We start from the raw sequence: 18,262 nt of genomic DNA on the forward strand, positions 1-18,262 counted from the left end.
CGAGGCGACCCAGGCGAATTGCTTCTTTGCTTCTCCGTGCCCCTGTGCGCCCCCGTGCAGAAAGGATTCGCGAAAGCGACGGCTGGTTGAACTGGGCAGGACATGACTCAAGTGCCAACTCGGTGGAACGTTCACCGACTTTCATGGGGCGATTGAGACAGGGGGCCCGCAATGAGTCGTTTCGTGCCTGAATCAGAACACACCTGGAGGGTGGGGGTTGCGCCAGGCATATTCCCCAGCGTAGCCCACGGTATCGCTTTGTTTCGGCGCCCGCTGGATTTTCTGAATTCCTTACCCGCGCACGGGGATCTGGTCGAGGTGCGCCTGGGCCCCGTGCGCGCCTGGGTGGCTTGCCACCCTGAACTGGTCCACCAGGTACTCATGGACGCGCGTACCTTCGACAAGGGGGGCCCGCTCTACGACAGGCTGCGAACGCTCCTGGGTGATGGCGTGGGCACATGCCGTCATCCGGCCCATCGACGGCAGCGCAGGCTTCTCCAGCCCGCCTTCCGCAAGGCCCGTGTCGCCGACCAGACGGACCTGATGGGCGAAGAAGTGGAGTCGGTGTGCCGCGAGTGGCGGGCGGGGCAGGATGTCGACGTCAGCGCGACCATGCTGACGCTGTCGGCACGGGTCATCAGCCGGGTCCTGTTCTCCGACTCGCTGGACGCCGGAACGGCCGCCGAGGTGCACGGTTGCCTCGTCACCATCGTTCGCGGCCTGTTCCTGCGGACGGTGGTACCGGTCGACGCCCTGTTCCGGGTCCCCACGCCTGCGAACCGGCGTTTCCGGCACGCCTCCGACCGTCTGCGCGCGATCGTCGACACGGTCATCGCCGAGCGCCGACGAGGCACTCCCTCGAGTGACCGGGACGATCTGCTGGAGGTCTTGCTGTCAGCCGCGCGGAGCAACGGCGAGGCGGCGATCACCGAACAGGAGGTCCGCAGCCAGGCGCTGACGCTGATTTTCGCCGGCGCCGAGACCACCTCCCTGTGCCTGGCCTCCGCCTTCGATCTCCTGGCCCGTCACCCCGAGGACGAACGCCGACTGCACTCCGAGGCCGACGCCGTGCTCCCCGAAGGGCGGCCGCCCGGCAACGACGAGTTGCCGCTGCTCGTCCACACGCGACGCGTTCTCACCGAGACCCTTCGCCACCGCCCGCCGGGCTGGCTCTTCACCCGCGTCACCACCAAGGAGACGGATCTCGCAGGGCACCGTCTCCCACCGGGCGCCACCGTCCTGTACAGCCCGTATCTCCTGCACCACGACCCCGCCTCGTTCCCCGACCCCGACCGCTTCCTCCCCGACCGCTGGCGGCCGGACCGGGCCGTCTCGGTCCCGCCCGGAGCGATGATTCCGTTCGCCGCCGGCGCCCGGAACTGCATCGGCGACACGTTCGCCATGGCGGAAGCCACGGTGGCCGTCGCGTTCATCGCCCGCCACTGGCGGCTGCGCCATCTGCCCGGACACGTCGAACGGCTGCGCCCCGCGGCGTCCTTGGGGCCGAGGGATCTGGTGATGGTCTGCGAACCGCGAGGACGACGGCCGATGGGCACACCGCCTCAGGCGCCCTCTTTCGCGCCCCGGGCGACGGTGAGCCCCGTCGTCCCCGACCCCCGAACGGCAGGTGGCAACGGTGTCCACGACGCATGAGGAAATCGTGATCGCTGCACCGCGCGCAATTCCCGCCCCCAGTCTGCGGGAGCTGATCGACGCGAACCTCTACATGCCCTTCCCGTTCCAGAGCAATCCCCACGCTTCTGAAGCCGCAGCGGGCGTCGAGAATTGGCTCAGTAAATGGGGGCTTACCGATGAGCCGCCGGTAGCGGCCATGATCTCCTACACGCGCCCCGCCGAACTCGCGGCATACAACAGCCCGACGGTGGATTCCGGCCTGCTCCAGATCATGGCCAACCAAATTGCGTACCAATTCATCTTCGACGACCAGGCGGAAGAAGTCGGCCTGCAGCGGCCCGGCCGGCTGCTCCCCATGCTGTCCGAGAGCGTCAGGATCCTGCGGGACGGCCAACCGCCCGAAACCCCGCTCGGGGCCGCCCTGTCCGATCTCCATCAGCAGGTCCAGGAACGGTGCACCCCCGCCCAGGCCGCACGATGGGCCTGGAACAGCCGTGAGTACGTGCACGGTCTGCTCCACGAAGCTGTGGCCCAGACCCACTCCGCCCCTCTGGGGAGCGGGCTGTGTCGGTCCATACGTTCCCTCATCGCGGGCATCGAGCCGTTCCACCCGCTGTGCGAGGCCGCGCAGCCGCACGAGCTGGCCCAGGAGGAGCTCCGGCACCCTGTCGTCCGGCGCCTGGGGCGCCTGTCGGTCGACGCGGCGGTGTGGATAGCCGACCTGTTCTCCGCCGTGAAGGAGCAGCGGGCAGGCGGCGTGATCAATCTGGCCCTTGACTACCAGCGCGCCCACCAGTGCTCCCTGCCGGAGGCCATCGCCCTGGCCATCCGGCGCATCAACGGCACGATCAGGGAGTTCGAGGAGCTCTACGGCGACGTCGTGCCGGAGTTGAGCCAGAGCGGCGTCGGCTATGTAGAGGGGATGGGCGGCTGGATCCCCGGATGCTACTTCTGGTCCCGCACCGTGCCCCGGTACGCGGACACGACGACGGCATCCGCTGTGCCCCCAGCCTCTGCCGGACAGGTCACCCGCAGCCGTGGGACCCGTGCGGGAGCAGGACATATTACCCAAGGGGCCGAGACTTGAACGCCGGCTGCGGGAAAGTTCACCCTTCCCTGTCGACCTCCTGTTCCAACCCGTCCAAGGGGTGTCCGTGAGGGCGTACGCTCGCCCCCGTCCCGCGGGGAGCAACGACAGGAAGCGGTGGACCACATGGCCCATGGGCTGCGGCAACCGACCACCGGGCACTGGCCCCTACTCGAACGCGACCGGGAACTACAGGCAATCGACTCCGCGTTGTCGGACCTCCGTGACACCGTCGACGGAGTGCCCCGGTCGCCGCGCGGCGGGTTGCTCGCCTTCACGGGTGCAGCCGGGCTGGGCAAGACCACGCTCATCGCGGCGGCGCGCGCCCGCGCCGCCGCGCACGGAATCGCGGTGATCTCGGGCACGGGCGGCGAGAAGGAGCAGGGCCTGGCGTTCCGCGTCGTCCGCCAGGTCATGCAGCCCACCCTGGCCACGATGAGCGAAACGGAACGGCGGGCCTTCCTGGGCAGCTGGTACGGCATCGTCGGTGCCGCGCTCGGCCTCGAGGCAGCGGACAGCACTCAGATGCCGGAACCGACCGCGGTGCGCGACGGCCTGGACTGGGTCATGACTCGCCTCACGGTACGGAAAGCGCCCGTCGTTCTGCTCCTGGACGACCTGCACTGGGCCGATGCCGAATCCCTCGACTGGCTCGCCTCCTTCGCGCCCCGGGTCGCGGACCTCCCGCTCTTGATGGTCGTCGCCTACCGTCCCGACGATCTCCCGCCCGACGCCACCTCTTTCCGCACGCTCGTCGAGCGCCACGAGGAACGCCCTCACGCGCTTTCTCCGCTCGGCAAGGGCGGTGTGGCGCGAATCGTCCGGAACGAAGTGGGTGAAGAAGCCGAGGACGCATTCTGCGGCGAGTGCTGGACGGTCACCGGCGGCAGCCCGTTCGAGGCCGTCGAACTGGCCATCAGGCTACGGGAACGGCAGGTGAAGGGCACCCAGGACGAGGTGGCCGTGATCGGGGACCTCGCCGCGGCGGTCAAGGGCCCCGGACTGATCGAACGTCTCCACCGGCTCGGCACGAGCACAGTCCGCTTCGCGTGGGCCGCCGCCGTACTGGGCGGGTCCTTCTCCGCCGAGCTCGCAGCCGGCATCGCGGTGGTCGGCTGCGAGGAGGCCGCCGAAGCGGCGCAGAAACTGCGCGCCTCCCGGATCCTCGCGGACGGCGACGGGCCGGGGCGCAGGCTGGAGTTCGTCCACCCGTCGATCGCCACGACGATCTACCGCGACATCCCCTCGAGCCTGCGGGTCGGCATGCACAACGCGGCCGCCGACGCCGCCCGGGCGGCAGGGTTCGGCCCCACCGTCGCCGCCCGGCACCTGCTGGAGGTGCCCTGCGACAGTCGGCCCGAAGCGGTTTCCGTGCTGCGCGCCGCCGCGCGTGAGTATCTCCGCGCCGGGGCCCCGGAGGCCGCGCGTCGCGTACTGACCCGAGCCCTGCGGGAACCGCCCCCTGCGGAGGACCGCGCATCGCTCCTTCACGAACTCGCCTGCTCGACTTTCCTGATCGAGCCCACAGCCACGGTCAGCTACCTCCAGGAGGCGCTGACCGAGCCCGGAACGGACCCGGAACTCCGCGCCTCCATCGTCTACCGGCTGGCCCAGGCGCTGGCCAACACCGACCGCCTGACCGAGGCGGCGGCCGTGGCCGCCGACGAAGCGAGGCGGGCCCCCAATCCGCGTATCAAACTGCGCATGCAGGCCGATCACTTCGTATGGAGCGCGTTCCGCGCCGACGAGCCCGACTCGTCCGCCCGCTCACGCCGCCTGGCACGGCTGGCCGACAAGTTGACCGGCCGCGGCCTGGAGGAGCGTTACATCCTGGGCCTGCGGGCCTGGGACGCGCTGGTGCGCGGCGAGCCGCGGCGCACCGCCCTCGGACATGCTGAAGAGGCGCTGCGCGGGGGGGATGAGCTGGACCGATGAGAACCGCGGCTTCGAGGTGCCCGTCGCGGTCGCCCTGCTGTTCATGTACTGCGACCAACCTTGGCGAGCCGAAGAACTGTTCACCAAGGGCATGGCGGAATGCGAGCACAAGGGCTGGAGCGGCTCTCACCTGGCGCAGGGCCAGACGTTCTCCGGCTACATCCGCTACCGTCGCGGCAGCCTCTCCGAGGCGGAGGATGTCGTCCGGGCCGGGCTGCGCACGGCCGAGCGTGTCGAAGGCGCGGTACCCGCCCAGTGGTTCGCCATCGGCATCCTCATCCAGATCCTGCTGGCCCGCGGGCGGACCGCCGACGCGCGTCGGCTCGCCGACTCCTATCACTACGGCGATGTGGTCCCGAACGCCGTCATCTTCCCCGATCCCCGCACGGTGTACGCCGAACTGCTGCTGGCCGAGGAGCGGTACCCCGAGGCGGCACGGCTGCTGTCCGCCGTCGGGGACTGGCTGGAGGCACGGAACTGGCGGAACCCGGCCTGGTGCCCGTGGCAGCTGGACCTGGCCTCCGCTCTGGCCCGCACGGCCCCCGACCGGGCGGTCCGCCACGCCCAGGACGCCGTCAAGCGGGCGCGGGACTTCGGTGCGGCCTCGGCGATCGGCCACGCGCTCCACGTCGAGGCCGAGGTGACCGGCGGTCCGGCCGCGCTGGAGCTGCACGCCGAGGCCGTGGCACACCTGGAGCGCTCACCCGCGGCGTACGAGTTGGCGCGTGCGCTTGTGGGGCACGGTGCCGCGCTGTCCCGCAACGGACAGGTGCAGGAGGCCGCCCATCGGCTCTACCAGGGGCTGGAGGGCGCCGTTCACTGTGGTGCCGAAGCCCTCGCCGCCCAGGCCAGGCAGGAGCTCTCGGCGGCGGGGCTGCGACCGCTGCCGCTGCGCTACGCGCAGACGGACACCCTCACCGCTCGGGAACGGCAAACGGCCGAACTGACGGTCCAGGGCCATCCGGAGGCGGTGATCGCGAAGCAACTGCGCCTGACCGAGCAGGGCGTACGGCAACTGCTGTCCTGCGTCTATCGCAAGATCGGTACCGACGCCGCGGGCCTCGCCCAGGCGCTGGAGAACTTCCCGCGCCCTCGGACATGACCCACGAACGCCTTGCGGCCCCGGTCACACGGGCCGTGTCCGCCCTTCCCAGTACGGATCCCGCAGCCGCCGCTTGTACAGCTTGCCGTTGGGGTCGCGGGGCATCTCGGTGATGAAGTCGACGCTCTTGGGGCGTTTGTAGCCGGCGAGTCGGCCGGCGCAGTGGTCGAGGATCGTGGCGGCGAGGGCGGGGCCCGGCTCGTGGCCCGGCGCCGGTTCGACGACGGCCTTGACCTCCTCGCCCCAGTCGTCGTGGGGGATGCCGAAGGCGGCGGCGTCGGCGACGGCCGGGTGGGCCAGCAGGACGGACTCGATCTCGGCCGGGTAGATGTTGACCCCGCCGGAGATGATCATGTCGATCTTGCGGTCGCGCAGGAAGAGATAGCCGTCCTCGTCGAGATAGCCGAGGTCTCCGACGGTGAAGAAGTCGCCGATGCGGTTCTTCTTCGTCTTCGTCTCGTCCTTGTGGTAGGCGAAGCCACCGGTGTTCATCTTGAGGTAGACGGTGCCGAGTTCGCCGGGTGAGAGCCGTTTGCCGTCGTCGTCGAAGATGGCGAGTTCGCTGATCGGCCAGGCCTTGCCCACCGTGCCGGGCTTCTTCAGCCAGTCCTCGGCGGTCGCGAAGGCGCCACCGCCCTCGCTGGCGGCGTAGTACTCCTCCACACAGGGACCCCACCAGTCGAGCATCGCCCGTTTCACATGGTCGGGGCAGGGCGCGGCGCCGTGGATGGCGTGTCGCATGGAGGTGACGTCGTAGCGGGCCCGTATGCCTTCGGGCAGCGCCAGCAGGCGGTGGAACTGGGTCGGGACCATATGGGTGTGGGTGCACTTGTGGGTGTCGATGACACGCAGCATCTCCTCGGGTGTCCACTTGTCCATCAGCACCAGCCGGTGCCCTATGTGGAGGGACGCGCCCGCGAACTGGAGCACGGCGGTGTGGTACAGCGGCGAGCAGACGAGGTGCACGTTGTCGTCGAACGGCTTGATGCCGAAGATGCCGAGGAAGCCACCCAGGTACGCCTCCTCGGGCGGTTTGCCGGGCAGCGGGCGGCGGATGCCGCGGGGGCGGCCGGTGGTGCCGGAGGTGTAGTTCATGACCCAGCCGAGCGTGCGGTCCTCGGGCGCGGACTCCGGCTGCCCGTCGAGAAGTCGGGCGTACGGCCGGAAGCCCTCGACCTCGCCGACCGCGTACCGGTGGTCGGCCGGGAGGCCCGCCTCTTCCGCGGCCTGGCGCGCGGGTTCGGCGTAGCGCTCGTGGGCGATCAGCACCTTGGCGCCGGAGTCCGCGACGATCCAGGCGATCTCGGGGCCGACGAAGTGGTGGTTGATCGGGACCAGGTAGAAGCCGGCCTGGGAGGCGGCCAGATACGCGGTGAGGAACTCGACGCCGTTGGGGAGGACGACCGCGAAGGCGTCGCCGCGTCGCAGACCGGCCGCGCGCAGGCCGTGGACGAGTCGGTTGGTGGCGGCGTGCAGCCGCCCGGCGGTCCACCGCTCGCCGTCGGGGGCGACCAGGACCGTGCGGTCGGGTTCGGCTGTGGCCTGGGCCCAGAAGCCGACAGGCGGGGTGCTCACGGTGTGTGCCGCGGGGGTGCTGGTCACTGGCCGCTCCTTCCGGCGATGCGGTTGATGCGGTCGACGGCCTGCTCGAAACCGCGGGTGAGATCGTCGAAGACCGCCTGGACGCTGCGCTCGCTGTTCATCCGGCCCACGATCTGTCCGACGGGCGTGCCGAGGAGGGGCTCGACCTCGTACTTCTGGATGCGGGAGACGGCCTCGGCGACCAGCAGGCCCTGGAGGGGCATCGGGAGGGTGCCGGGCCCGTTCGGGTCGTCCCAGGCGTCGGTCCACTCGGTGCGCAGCTGGCGTGCGGGCTTCCCGGTCAGGGCGCGGGAGCGGACGGTGTCGCCGGAGCCGGCCGCGAGCAGCTTGGCGGTCAGCGCGGTCGAGTGCAGGTCCGCTTCTGTGGTGGTCAGCCATATGGAGCCCAACCACACACCTTGTGCGCCGAGGCTCAGCGCGGCGGCCACTTGCTGTCCGCTGCCAATGCCTCCGGCGGCGAGCACGGGCAACGGGTCGACCGCCTCCACCACCTCCGGGGTGAGCACCATGGAGGCGATCTCACCGGTGTGGCCGCCCGCCTCGTACCCCTGGGCGACGACGATGTCGATGTCCGCCTCCTGGTGCTTGCGGGCGTGCCGGGCGCTGCCCGCGAGCGCCGCGACGAGCACGCCCCGGTCGTGGGCGCGCTCCACGACATCCGCCGGCGGCGAGCCGAGGGCGTTGGCGAGCAGCTTGATCGGATAGTCGAAGGCGACGTCGAGCTGGTTGCGGGCGACCTGCTCCATCCAGCCGGTGATACGCCAGCCGGCGGCCTCTCCCTCCGCCAGTTCGGGCACGCCGTACTTGGCGAGGGTGTCTCTGATGAACTGCCGGTGCCCCTCCGGGATCATCGCCTCGACGTCGGCCTCGGTGACACCTTCGACCTTCTTCGCCGGCATGACGACGTCGAGGCCGTAGGGCCGGGCGTCGACATGGGCCTCGACCCAGTCGAGGTCGCGTTTGAGGTCGTCCGGGGCTGTGTAACGGACCGCGCCGAGCACTCCGAAGCCGCCGGCCCGGCTGATGGCCGCGGCGACGGCGGGGAACGGCGTGAAGCCGAAGATGGCGTGCTCGATTCCCAGTTTCTTGCTCAGCTCCGTCTGCATGGGCGCAGGATGCCGCAGTCCTCCGGACGACGGAAGGCCTTTTCTGATACACCGTCAGATCTCTTGCCGCAAAGGCGCCGTTGAACGCACCGTTGACACCGCCCCCACCTGACACGAAAGTTTCACCAGGCAAGGTCATCCCGGAAAGATACTTTCAGACGGAGTGCGGGAGGAACCTCGATGACCGACGACGGCAGCAGACTGACTCGGCGTCAACTGGGCACGGCGGCCGTGGCGTTGGGCGGCGCTCTGGCCCTGGCCCCCTTCCCCGCCGGCCCCGCGGCGGCCGCCGCCCCCTCATCGCCTTCCAGCCACCGGACCACATTGCGCCGCGGCTCCCCCGAACGCGCCGGTCTCCTCCCCGACCACCTGCGCCGACTCGTCGCCGACGCCGAGGCGTTCCTCGGCCCCTCCCCCAAGCACCCCTGGTATGCGGGCGCCGTGCTGCTCGCCGGCCGTGGCGGCACCGTGGCCCTGCACGAGCCCATCGGGATGGCGGTGCGCTATCAGGCGTACGACGAGAAGACCGACACCGGGGTGGAGTTCCCGGCCGACCAGCAGCTGCCGATGGCCGAGGACACCGTCTTCGATCTGGCCTCGGTCTCCAAGCTGTTCACCTCGATCCTCGCCGTACAGCAGATCGAGCGCGGTGCGCTCGCCCTGGAGGCCACCGTCGCCTCCTACCTCCCCGACTTCGGCCGCGCGGGCAAGCAGGACATCACCGTCCGTCAGCTCCTCACCCACACCTCCGGGTTCCGCGCCTGGATCCCGCTGTACCACGCGCCGACGTACGAGGAGAGGCTCCAGCTCATCTGGAACGAGGCGCCGCTCAACCCGCCGGGCACCAAGTACCTCTACTCGGATCTGAACCTGATCTCCCTCCAACTGGTCCTGGAGGAGATCACCGGCCGGGCGCTCGACGTCCTGCTCCGCGAGGAGATCACCGGCCCGCTCGGCATGCGCCGCACCCGCTACAACCCGCCCGCCTCGTGGCGAGGGGGAATCGCGGCCACGGAGGACGCACGCGCCCCGTGGTCCGGCCTGGACCGTGGGCTCGTATGGGGCGAGGTGCACGACGAGAACGCGTTCAGCCTCGGCGGGGTCGCGGGCCACGCGGGCGTGTTCTCGAACGCGTGGGACCTCGCCGTCCTCGGCCGGACGCTGCTCAACGGCGGCGCCTACGGCCGCTCCCGCATCCTGGAGCCGGAGTCGGTGGAGTTGATGTTCACCGACTTCAACACCGCCTTCCCCGGCGACGAACACGGTCTCGGCTTCGAGCTCTACCAGCACTGGTACATGGGCGCGATGGCCACCCCGCGCACCGCGGGGCACACCGGTTTCACCGGCACCTCGCTGGTGCTCGACCCGACGACGGACTCCTTCCTCGTGGTCCTCGGCAACTCGGTGCATCCGGTGCGCAGTTGGCGCTCCGGATCGGCTCCCCGGGTCGCAGCAGCCGACAACATGGCCCGCGCTGTCGCCGTCCGCCCGCGGCACGGCCGTACGGCATGGTTCTCGGGAATGGCGGCCGCCACGACCGCGACCCTCGTGCTCCCGGCGCTCGACACATCGTCCGGCGAGGCCCGGCTGCGCTGCGCCCTGTGGTGGGACACCGAACCCCAGGCGGACGTCCTCGCGCTGGAGGCGACCACGGACGGCGGCGCCACGTGGCAGCCACTCCCCTTCACCACGAGCCGCCACGGCGAGCGGCCGCAGGCCCACCCGGCCGGCACGGTCACCGGCTGGTCCGGCCGCGTCTGGCACCGGCTCACGGCACGACTGCCCGAGCACCGCCGGCTCACGCTCCGCTGGCGGTACGCCACCGACCGGCTGTACGTCGGCCGGGGCGGGTACGTCGACGGTCTGCGTGTGGAGACGCCGGACACCGTCCTCTTCGACGAGGCACGGCCGGCGGACGCGGCGCGGATCACCGCGAGCGGCTGGGTGGCCTCCGCGAACTGACGGCCGGTCGGTCCGAACCGCCCCTCGCAGTCGGCCTGTTCCGCCGAAAGCCCTAGTCGCCGCTCTCCAGCACCACCATCGCCGCGTTGTGCCCCGGCACCCCGCTCACCCCTCCCCCGCGCACGGCGCCCGCCCCGCACAGCAGCACGTTCGTGTGGCGGGTCTCCACGCCCCAGCGGCCGGTGCCCTCCTGGGCGTACGGCCAGGAGAGGTCCCGGTGGAAGATGTTCCCGCCGGGCAGCCGAAGGTCGTGGTCCAGATCCAGCGGGGTCTTCGCCTCGATGCACGGGCGCCCCTCCGCGTCCGTCGCCAGGCAGTCGGCGATCGGTTCGGCGAGGTGGGCATCGAGCTGGGCCAGTGTCGACTTCAGCAGTTCCGCGCGTACGGCGTCGTTGTCGCGCGCGAAGAGCCGGGCCGGTGTGTGCAGGCCGAACAGGGTGAGGGTCTGGTAGCCCTGTTCGACGAGGTCGGGGCCGAGGATCGTCGGGTCCGTGAGCGAGTGGCAGTAGATCTCGGACGGCGGCGCGGCGGGGAGTTCCCCGGCGGCGGCCTGCGCATGGGCGGTGGCCAGCTGGTCGTAGCCCTCGGCGATGTGGAAGGTGCCGGCGAATGCCTCACGGGGATCGACGGAGCTGTCGCGCAGCCGGGGCAACCGCTTGAGCAGCATGTTCACCTTGAGCTGGGCGCCCTCGGCGGGGGTGGGGGGTGTGTCGCCGGTGAGGGAGGCCAGGGCCTGCGGGGAGGCGTTCACCAGGACGTGGCGGGCGGCGGCGACCCCCTCACCGTCAGCCGTGCGGTAGGTGACCTCGGCGGTGCGGCCGTCCGTGTCGATCCGTACCGCCTCGTGTCCGGTGACGATGACCGCGCCCGCCTCGCGTGCCGCCGTGGCCAGGGCGTCGGTGAGGGCGCCCATGCCACCGACGGGGACGTCCCAGTCCCCGGTGCCGCCGCCGATCACGTGGTAGAGGAAGCAGCGGTTCTGCTTCAGCGAGGTGTCGTGGGCGTCGGCGAAGGTGCCGATCAGGGCGTCCGTGAGGACCACGCCCCGCACCAGGTCGTCCGTGAACCGCTCCTCGATCGCGACGCCGATGGGCTCCTCGAAGAGGAGTCGCCAGGCCTCCTCGTCGTCCACCCGGCGGCGCAGCTCCTCGCGGCTCGGCAGGGGCTCGGTGAGGGTGGGGAACACCCGCCGGGCGACCTCGCCGGTCATGCCGTAGAACCGCTGCCAGGCGTCGTACTCGCGCTCGCCGCCGGTCAGGCGGGCGAACGCCTCCCGGGTGCGGTCCTCGCCGCCGCCCACCAGCAGCCCGGTCGGACGGCCGGCCCGTTCCACGGGGGTGTACGAGGAGACGTCGCGCTTGCGCACCCCGAAGGTGAGGCCGAGGTCCCGCACGATCTTGTCGGGCAGCAGACTGACCAGGTAGGAGTAGCGGGAGAGCCGTGCGTCGACCCCGGCGAACGGCCGCGTGGACACCGCGGCGCCGCCGGTGTGGTCCAGCCGCTCAAGCACCAGCACGGACCGTCCGGCCCGGGCCAGGTAGGCGGCGGCGACCAGGCCGTTGTGGCCTCCGCCGACGATGACGACGTCGTACGCACCGTGTGCCGGGGTTCCCTCGTGTGCAGGCATGCTTCTTCGTAACACGCGATGATCTAGGTCGGCCATAGGTGGGACGCCCGGGCGTCCGTCAGGGGCGCCCGGTCGCCCGCTGCTGCCGCAGCACCGCCACCCTGCGGTACAGCTCGACCGCCTCCGCGCCCCGCCCGAGCTGTTCGAGGCAGTGGGCCTCGTCGTTGCGGCTGGCGAGGGTGTCGGGGTGGTCGGCGCCGAGGACGCGTTCGCGGGCGGCTGCCACCCTGCGGTACTCGGTGAGCGCGTCCGGCCAGCGGCCCAGCCAGCCCAGGCTCACGGCGACCTCGCGGCGGCTGACCAGGGTGTCCGGGTGGTCGGGGCCCAGCACCCGCTCCCGGATCGCGCACACGTCGCGGGACTCGGCCAGGGCCTCCTCCCAGTGCCCGAGCCGGCCGAGGTTGACGCCGAGGCCGTGGCGGGCGCGCAGGGTCTCGGGGTGGGCGGGGCCGTGCACGCGGGTGCGGTCCTCGACGAGGCCGCGATAGAGCCGGAGCGCCTCCGCGCTGCGCCCGAGACGGCCGAGGCTGATGCCGACCTCGTAGCGGGCGGCGAAGGTGTCGGGGTGGTCCGGGCCGAGTGCCTGGGCGCGGGCCTCGGCGACCTCGTGGTAGGTCTGCAGGGCCTCTGCCCAGCGCCCCAGCTGACCGAGCGCGTAGGCGACTTCGTAGCGGGTGACCAGGGTGTCGGGGTGGTGTGGGCCGAGGATGCGGGCGCGGGCGGCGGCGACCTCGTCGGCCATGCGGTACGAGTCCTCCAGCCGGCCGAGTCTGCTGAGGCTGAAGGCGAGGTTGTGGCGGCAGCGAAGGGTGTCGGGGTGATCGGCGCCCATGGTCCGCTCGCGGGCCGCCAGCACCGACGTATAGACCTGGTGTGCGTCGAAGTGACGGCCCAACTGGCCCAGCACGTATGCCATTTCCTGCCGGGCGGCGAGCGTCTCGGGATGGTCCGGGCCGAGGGCGAGACTGCGGGCGCGGGCGACGTGTTTGTACTCGCGCAGGGCGTCGGCGGCGCGGCCCGTGCGGCTGAGGGTGAAGGCGACCTCGTACCGGCTGGCGAGGGTGTCGGGATGGTCGGGGCCGAGAAGGTGCTCGCGTTCGGCGGCGACCGCCCGGTGCACCTCGCCCGCCTCGGCCCAGCGGCCCAGCCGGCCGAGGCTCAGCCCGGCGTTGTGCCGCCCGGCCAGCGCGCTGAGGGTCGCCGCGGACGGCGCGGGCCGTGCCTCGGGGACGGCGGTCTCCGCGGGCCGGCCGGTGGTGGACCGCGGGATCCACTCACCGGTCAGTCCTGCTCCGGCGTCCGGGGGTGTGGTGCGCAGCCCGGCGCCGGTGGCCTTGTGGCCGGTGGTCATGCCGCGGGTCCAGGACGGCAGCCGGGGCTCGCGGGTCACGGGCTCCGAGGGCCTGAGGGCGGGCTGCGGGGTCACCACGGTCGGCACGTACGCCGGTGTCGTACGGCCCAGGCCGATCCGGCGGCCCAGCTCCCGCCCGTCGTGCGGGCGTTCCTCCGGGCGCTTGGCCAGCAGGTCGAGGATGACCTTCTCGAAGTACTCGGGCAGCTCGGCGCGGTGGCTGCGCGGCGGGCGGGGCGGGGTGTCGCGGTGGCCGACGAGGATCGCCCACGGGTCGTCGAGGTCGAACGGCGGCACCCCGGTGGCGATCTCGTACAGCACGCATCCCAGCGAGTACAGGTCGCTGCGCTGGTCGACCTCCTCGCCGCCGATCTGTTCCGGCGACATGTAGTGCGGGGTGCCCATCGCGATGCCGGTGCCGGTCAGCCGGGAGGTGAAGCCGATGTCGTGGGCGAGGCGCGCTATGCCGAAGTCGCAGATCTTCACGGTGCCGTCGGCGAGCCGCATGATGTTCGCCGGCTTCAGATCGCGGTGCACGATGCCCTGCTGGTGGGTGTAGGCGAGGGCGGCGGCGACCTGGTCGGCGATCTCGACGACGTCCGGGACGGGCAGCGGATGCTGTTTGTTGTCCTCCAGGAGCTGGCTGAGGTTGCGGCCCTGAAGCAGCTCCATGACCAGGAACAGTATGCCGTCGGACTCGCCGAAGTCGTGGACGACGGTGACGCCGCGGTGCTGGAGGGCGGCGGCCACCCGGGCCTCGCGGCGAAACCTTTCCCGCAGTACTCGGGTGAAGGACTGGTCGTGGTGGGGTCCGAGCGGCTTGAGGCACTTCACGGCGACCTGCCGGCCCAGCGACTCGTCGCGCGCACGCCACACCTCACCCATACCGCCGCGCCCGATCGGATCGAGCAGCCGGTACCGGCCCTGGATCAGCCTGCTGTCCCCCATCTCCCGCGTTCGCCCCCCGTGATGGTCCGCCCCGCCTCCCCCGGCTCGTCCAGTATGGCGAGCTCTCGTCCGAGTTTGTACGGTGCCGGGCGCGAGCCGGGACCGAGCCGTGCCATGGCTCGGACAATGTGTTTGGGCGGCAGTCGCCAGCGCAGACGTGCGGGAATACAGCGCAGCAAGGTGCCTGTGGCACGCAACTGACGGGTGACGGCGGCGGGTTCCGGGGCCGGTCTTCCGTACAGCTCGTGGGCGTACGGCGGCAGGGCGGCGTACGCCAGCTGCGCCACGCGCCGCCACAGCACCTCGCGCGCCGGGACGAGCAGGGGGTGCGTCGGCGGGCGGAGCAGGAAGTCGTCCACCGCGCGCGCCTCCGGTCCGCACGCCAGCTCGGGGCGCACCTTCTCGAAGTACGCCGCCATCTGTGCCCGGTTCGCCGGTACGGCCTCGGGGTCGAGGCCCACCAGGCGGGCGCCGGCACGCTGTTCGGATATGTACTTGTCGGCCTCGGCGTCGGTGAGGCGGAAGCCGGAGCGGCGGCCGACCTGGAGGTAGGAGTCGATCTCGGCGCAGTGCACCCACAGCAGCAGTTCGGGTTCGTCGACGCCGTAGCGCTCGCCCGTCTCCGGGTCGGTGGCGCCCAGCATGCTGTGGATCTTCCGCACACGGGCGCCGGCCCTCTCGGCGGCCACGGTGGTGCCGTACGTGATCGTCCCGACGAAGTTCGCGGTACGCAGCAGCCGGCCCCAGGCGTCCTGCCGGAAGTCGGAGTTCTGCATGACGTCGCGTACCGCGCGCGGGTGCAGGGCCTGGAGATACAGCGCGCGGATTCCGGCGACCCACATCATGGGGTCGCCGTGCATCTGCCAGGTCACCGAGTTCGGGGTGAACAGCCCGGGATCGCCCATGCCCGAAGGCTAACGCCGCACCCGCGGCATCCCCAGGCCGATCCACGAGATGATCTCCCGCTGGATCTCGTTGTTGCCGCCGCCGAAGGTGAAGATCACGGCCGAGCGGTAGCCGCGTTCCAGCTCGCCGTGCAGTACGGCGCCCGCCGAGCCCTCCTTCAGCGCTCCCGGTGCGGCCACGATCTCCATCAGCCAGGCGTAGGCGTCGCGGCGCGCCTCGGAGCCGTAGACCTTCACGGCGGAGGCGTCCTGCGGGGTGAGCGTGCCGTCCTGGACGGCGCTCACCATCTGCCAGTTGAGGAGCTTGAGCGCGTCGAGCTTCGTATGGGTCCGGGCGAGGCGGCGGCGCACCCACGGCAGGTCGATCACCCGGCGGCCGTCGGCGAGTTTGGTCTCCATCGCCCAGCGCTGGACGTCGTGCAGGGCACGGATGGCCATGGTGCCGTGGGCGGCGAGGGTGACGCGCTCGTGGTTGAGCTGGTTGGTGATCAGCCGCCAGCCCTGGTTCTCGGCGCCGACACGGCGGGAGACGGGGACGCGGATGTTCTCGTAGTAGCTGGCGGTGGTGTCGTGCGAGGCGAGGGTGTTGATGAGGGTGCAGGAGTAGCCGGGGTCGGTGGTGGGGACGAGGAGCATGGTGATGCCCTTGTGGGGCGGGGCGTCCGGGTCGGTGCGGGTCGCGAGCCACACCCAGTCGGCGGTGTCGCCGTTGGTGGTCCAGATCTTCTGGCCGTTGACGACGTATGCGTCGCCGTCGCGTACCGCGCGCGTCTTCAGCGACGCCAGGTCGGTGCCCGCCTCGGGCTCGCTGTAGCCGATCGCGAAGTCGATCTCGCCGGAGAGGATCTTCGGCAGGAAGTACGACTTCTGCTCGTCCGTGCCGTACTGCATGATCGTCGGGCCGACGGTGTTGAGCGCCATCAGGGGCAGCGGTACGCCCGCCTGGGCGGCCTCGTCGAAGAAGATGAACTGTTCGATGGTGGTCAGGCCGCGTCCGCCGTACTCCTTGGGCCAGCCCACGCCCAGCCAGCCGTCACCGCCGAGCCGGCGGATCGTGCGGCGGTAGTGGCGTTTCTGCGCTGCCGGGTCGGTGAAGCGGGTCTGTGCGAGGTCCGGCACCAGTTCGGCGAAGTAGTCACGCAGTTCGCTGCGCAGCCGCTGCTGCTCGGGCGTGTATTCCAGATGCACGGCGCCTCCAGGCTCCCCAAGGGCGGTCCTGACGGCGCACACCGTAGAACGTGTTCCAGAAATTGGGAACGGTCAGGCGAGGGTCCCCATGAAGTCGGTACATGCCCGCGCACACCTGCGGCACGCCTCGGCCGTCTCCTCGCCGCCGGGAAACGCCTCGAAAGCGTGCGCGCACTCGACGCACATCGACCGGCACCACTCGAGCTGGGCGCGGATCGCGGCCTCGTCGAGGAGGTTCTGCTCGGACAGCACATGGCAGGTCGCGTCGCAGACCTCCGCGCACATGATGCCCTTGCGCCGCAGGCGTTCCTGCTCGCCGGTCCCGTCCGGATCCACCAGACTCGCGCGCAGGGCACAGGCCCGGGCGCAGTCGGTGCAGGCCTGGGCGCAGGTGAAGCGGTCCTCCAGGAACTGGACGAGCTGTTGCTGGGATGGCGTCGTCGTCACACGGGCCGGGTAGCCGGAGGGGAGGGGGCCAAACCACGGGTTTCCGCGGGGCCCGGCAGGTCGTGGCGGACGGGATCGGTCACCCGCCCTCCGCGAACCTCCGCGCGAGGTCCCGATGATGCTCCGCCACCCGGCCCACCTCCGCCCCGGTGACGACGGCGCCCGGCATCGCACCCAGACGCTCGATCTGCTCGGCGAGGCGGATGTGCTGGTCGTGGCCGTGCTCACGGCAGGTCAGACAGGTGACGCTCTCCGGCCGTGCGGAGGTCATCGCGTACGGCACCCGCAGCCCGCAGCCGGTGGTGACCGTCTCCGGCAGGTCGCCGACCAGGCCGAACGTGCCGGCCAGCAGGTTGCGCACCCGGGCGTCGGACTGGGACACACGTCGGTCGACGTGAATGTGTGGATCGGCACCGTCCATGGGCCCATCCTGCCCGGTCGCCGCTCGTCGGCCCACGAGAGGGCGTGATCAGGCGTCCGGGGTGCGCCACCCGGCAACGGTCAGTACGGTGCTGTTCGATGCTGTTCGGGTGTTCGAGCACGATGCGGGAGGCGGCATGAGCGGCAACAAGGCGGAGAAGCTGCCCCGCAAGCAGTACGAGAAGGAACTGCTCCGTCTGCAGACGGAGTTGGTTCAGCTTCAGGAGTGGGTGCGCGCGACCGGCGCGCGACTGGTGGTGGTCTTCGAGGGGCGGGACGCCGCGGGCAAGGGCGGCACCATCAAGCGGGTCACGGAGCACCTCAACCCGCGCGTCGCCCGCATCGCGGCCCTGCCCAAGCCGACCGAGCGCGAGCGCACCCAGTGGTACTTCCAGCGGTACGTCGAGCATCTGCCGGCGGCCGGGGAGATCGTGCTGTTCGACCGCAGCTGGTACAACCGGGCCGGCGTCGAGCACGTCATGGGGTTCTGCACCAAGGAGGAGTACCAGCTCTTCCTGCGGCAGTGCCCCATCTTCGAGCGGATGCTGGTGGAGGACGGGATCCTGCTGCGCAAGTACTGGTTCTCGGTGAGCGACGAGGAGCAACAGGAGCGCTTCAGGCGCCGGCTGGAGGACCCCCTGCGCCGCTGGAAGCTGTCCCCGATGGACCTGGAGTCCATCACCCGATGGGAGGACTACTCACGGGCCAAGGACGAGATGCTGGTGCACACCGACGTCAGCGAGGCGCCCTGGTACGTGGTCGAGAGCGACGACAAGCGCCGGGCACGGCTGAATATGATCGCCCATCTGCTGGGCTCCGTGTCGTATCGGGACGTGCCCCCGCCGGTCCTCGAGCTGCCCGAACGGCCGGAGTCGACCGGCTACCGCCGGCCGCCGCGCGAGCTGCAGAACTACGTCCCCGACCACGCGGCGAACCTCTGAGCCGCA

At 71.0% G+C, this 18,262-nt stretch carries 12 protein-coding genes and 1 pseudogene; 5 read left to right on the forward strand and 8 right to left on the reverse strand.

Annotation, left to right across the window (positions count from 1 at the left end):
- Positions 1-171 precede the first annotated feature (171 nt).
- The 3 genes and pseudogenes from ACFPQ9_RS32725 to ACFPQ9_RS32735 all read left to right on the forward strand — a co-directional run bounded on the left by ACFPQ9_RS32725 (position 172) and on the right by ACFPQ9_RS32735 (position 5,759).
- Complete coding sequence (locus ACFPQ9_RS32725) at positions 172-1,653, forward strand: cytochrome P450 (protein WP_380861590.1); 1,482 nt, start codon at positions 172-174, stop codon at positions 1,651-1,653.
- The gene (locus tag ACFPQ9_RS32730) at positions 1,637-2,722 is read left to right on the forward strand and encodes a (-)-alpha-amorphene synthase (protein ID WP_380861592.1); all 1,086 of its coding nucleotides are present in this window, start codon (positions 1,637-1,639) and stop codon (positions 2,720-2,722) included. The genes ACFPQ9_RS32725 and ACFPQ9_RS32730 overlap by 17 nt, the downstream gene beginning before the upstream one ends.
- 126 nt (positions 2,723-2,848) lie before the next feature.
- Positions 2,849-5,759 (forward strand): annotated as a pseudogene (locus ACFPQ9_RS32735) (ATP-binding protein).
- Positions 5,760-5,783: 24 nt separating this feature from the next.
- On the opposite strand, the gene ACFPQ9_RS32740 reads toward ACFPQ9_RS32735, so the two are convergent.
- Complete coding sequence (locus ACFPQ9_RS32740) at positions 5,784-7,334, reverse strand: acyl-CoA synthetase (protein WP_380861937.1); 1,551 nt, start codon at positions 7,332-7,334, stop codon at positions 5,784-5,786.
- A gap of 23 nt (positions 7,335-7,357) precedes the next feature.
- Entirely contained in the window at positions 7,358-8,467 is a 1,110-nt protein-coding gene (locus ACFPQ9_RS32745; RefSeq protein ID WP_380861594.1) for an NAD(P)H-dependent flavin oxidoreductase, read from the reverse strand.
- Positions 8,468-8,647: 180 nt separating this feature from the next.
- Between ACFPQ9_RS32745 and ACFPQ9_RS32750 the strand changes: the two genes are divergently transcribed.
- On the forward strand, positions 8,648-10,429 hold the full coding sequence (locus tag ACFPQ9_RS32750; protein ID WP_380861596.1) for a serine hydrolase: 1,782 nt from the start codon (positions 8,648-8,650) through the stop codon (positions 10,427-10,429).
- A 52-nt stretch (positions 10,430-10,481) separates the two neighbouring features.
- On the opposite strand, the gene ACFPQ9_RS32755 is transcribed toward ACFPQ9_RS32750, so the two are convergent.
- The 6 genes from ACFPQ9_RS32755 to ACFPQ9_RS32780 form a co-directional block, all read right to left on the reverse strand.
- Positions 10,482-12,056 carry a phytoene desaturase family protein gene (locus tag ACFPQ9_RS32755; RefSeq protein WP_380861598.1) on the reverse strand — a complete coding sequence of 525 codons (1,575 nt, stop codon included), beginning with the start codon at positions 12,054-12,056 and terminating at the stop codon, positions 10,482-10,484.
- Between the two features lie 58 nt (positions 12,057-12,114).
- Positions 12,115-14,355, reverse strand: coding sequence for a serine/threonine-protein kinase (locus ACFPQ9_RS32760; RefSeq protein ID WP_380861600.1), 2,241 nt, complete (start codon positions 14,353-14,355; stop codon positions 12,115-12,117).
- On the reverse strand, positions 14,337-15,260 hold the full coding sequence (locus tag ACFPQ9_RS32765) for an oxygenase MpaB family protein (protein WP_380861602.1): 924 nt from the start codon (positions 15,258-15,260) through the stop codon (positions 14,337-14,339). Before ACFPQ9_RS32765 ends, ACFPQ9_RS32760 begins: the two co-directional genes overlap by 19 nt.
- A 9-nt stretch (positions 15,261-15,269) precedes the next feature.
- On the reverse strand, positions 15,270-16,448 hold the full coding sequence (locus ACFPQ9_RS32770; RefSeq protein WP_380861604.1) for an acyl-CoA dehydrogenase family protein: 1,179 nt from the start codon (positions 16,446-16,448) through the stop codon (positions 15,270-15,272).
- A gap of 72 nt (positions 16,449-16,520) precedes the next feature.
- Positions 16,521-16,895 carry a four-helix bundle copper-binding protein gene (locus tag ACFPQ9_RS32775; protein ID WP_380861606.1) on the reverse strand — a complete coding sequence of 125 codons (375 nt, stop codon included), beginning with the start codon at positions 16,893-16,895 and terminating at the stop codon, positions 16,521-16,523.
- A gap of 79 nt (positions 16,896-16,974) precedes the next feature.
- On the reverse strand, positions 16,975-17,316 hold the full coding sequence (locus ACFPQ9_RS32780) for a hypothetical protein (protein ID WP_380861608.1): 342 nt from the start codon (positions 17,314-17,316) through the stop codon (positions 16,975-16,977).
- A gap of 136 nt (positions 17,317-17,452) precedes the next feature.
- Here ACFPQ9_RS32780 and ppk2 point away from each other — a divergent pair, with 136 nt between their 5' ends.
- Positions 17,453-18,256 (forward strand): polyphosphate kinase 2, encoded by an 804-nt coding sequence (ppk2, locus tag ACFPQ9_RS32785; protein ID WP_380861610.1) that lies wholly within the window; start codon positions 17,453-17,455, stop codon positions 18,254-18,256.
- Positions 18,257-18,262 lie beyond the last annotated feature (6 nt).

The sequence above is a fragment of the Streptomyces coerulescens genome, assembly GCF_042657965.1.
Classification (GTDB): Bacteria; Actinomycetota; Actinomycetes; order Streptomycetales; family Streptomycetaceae; genus Streptomyces; species Streptomyces coerulescens.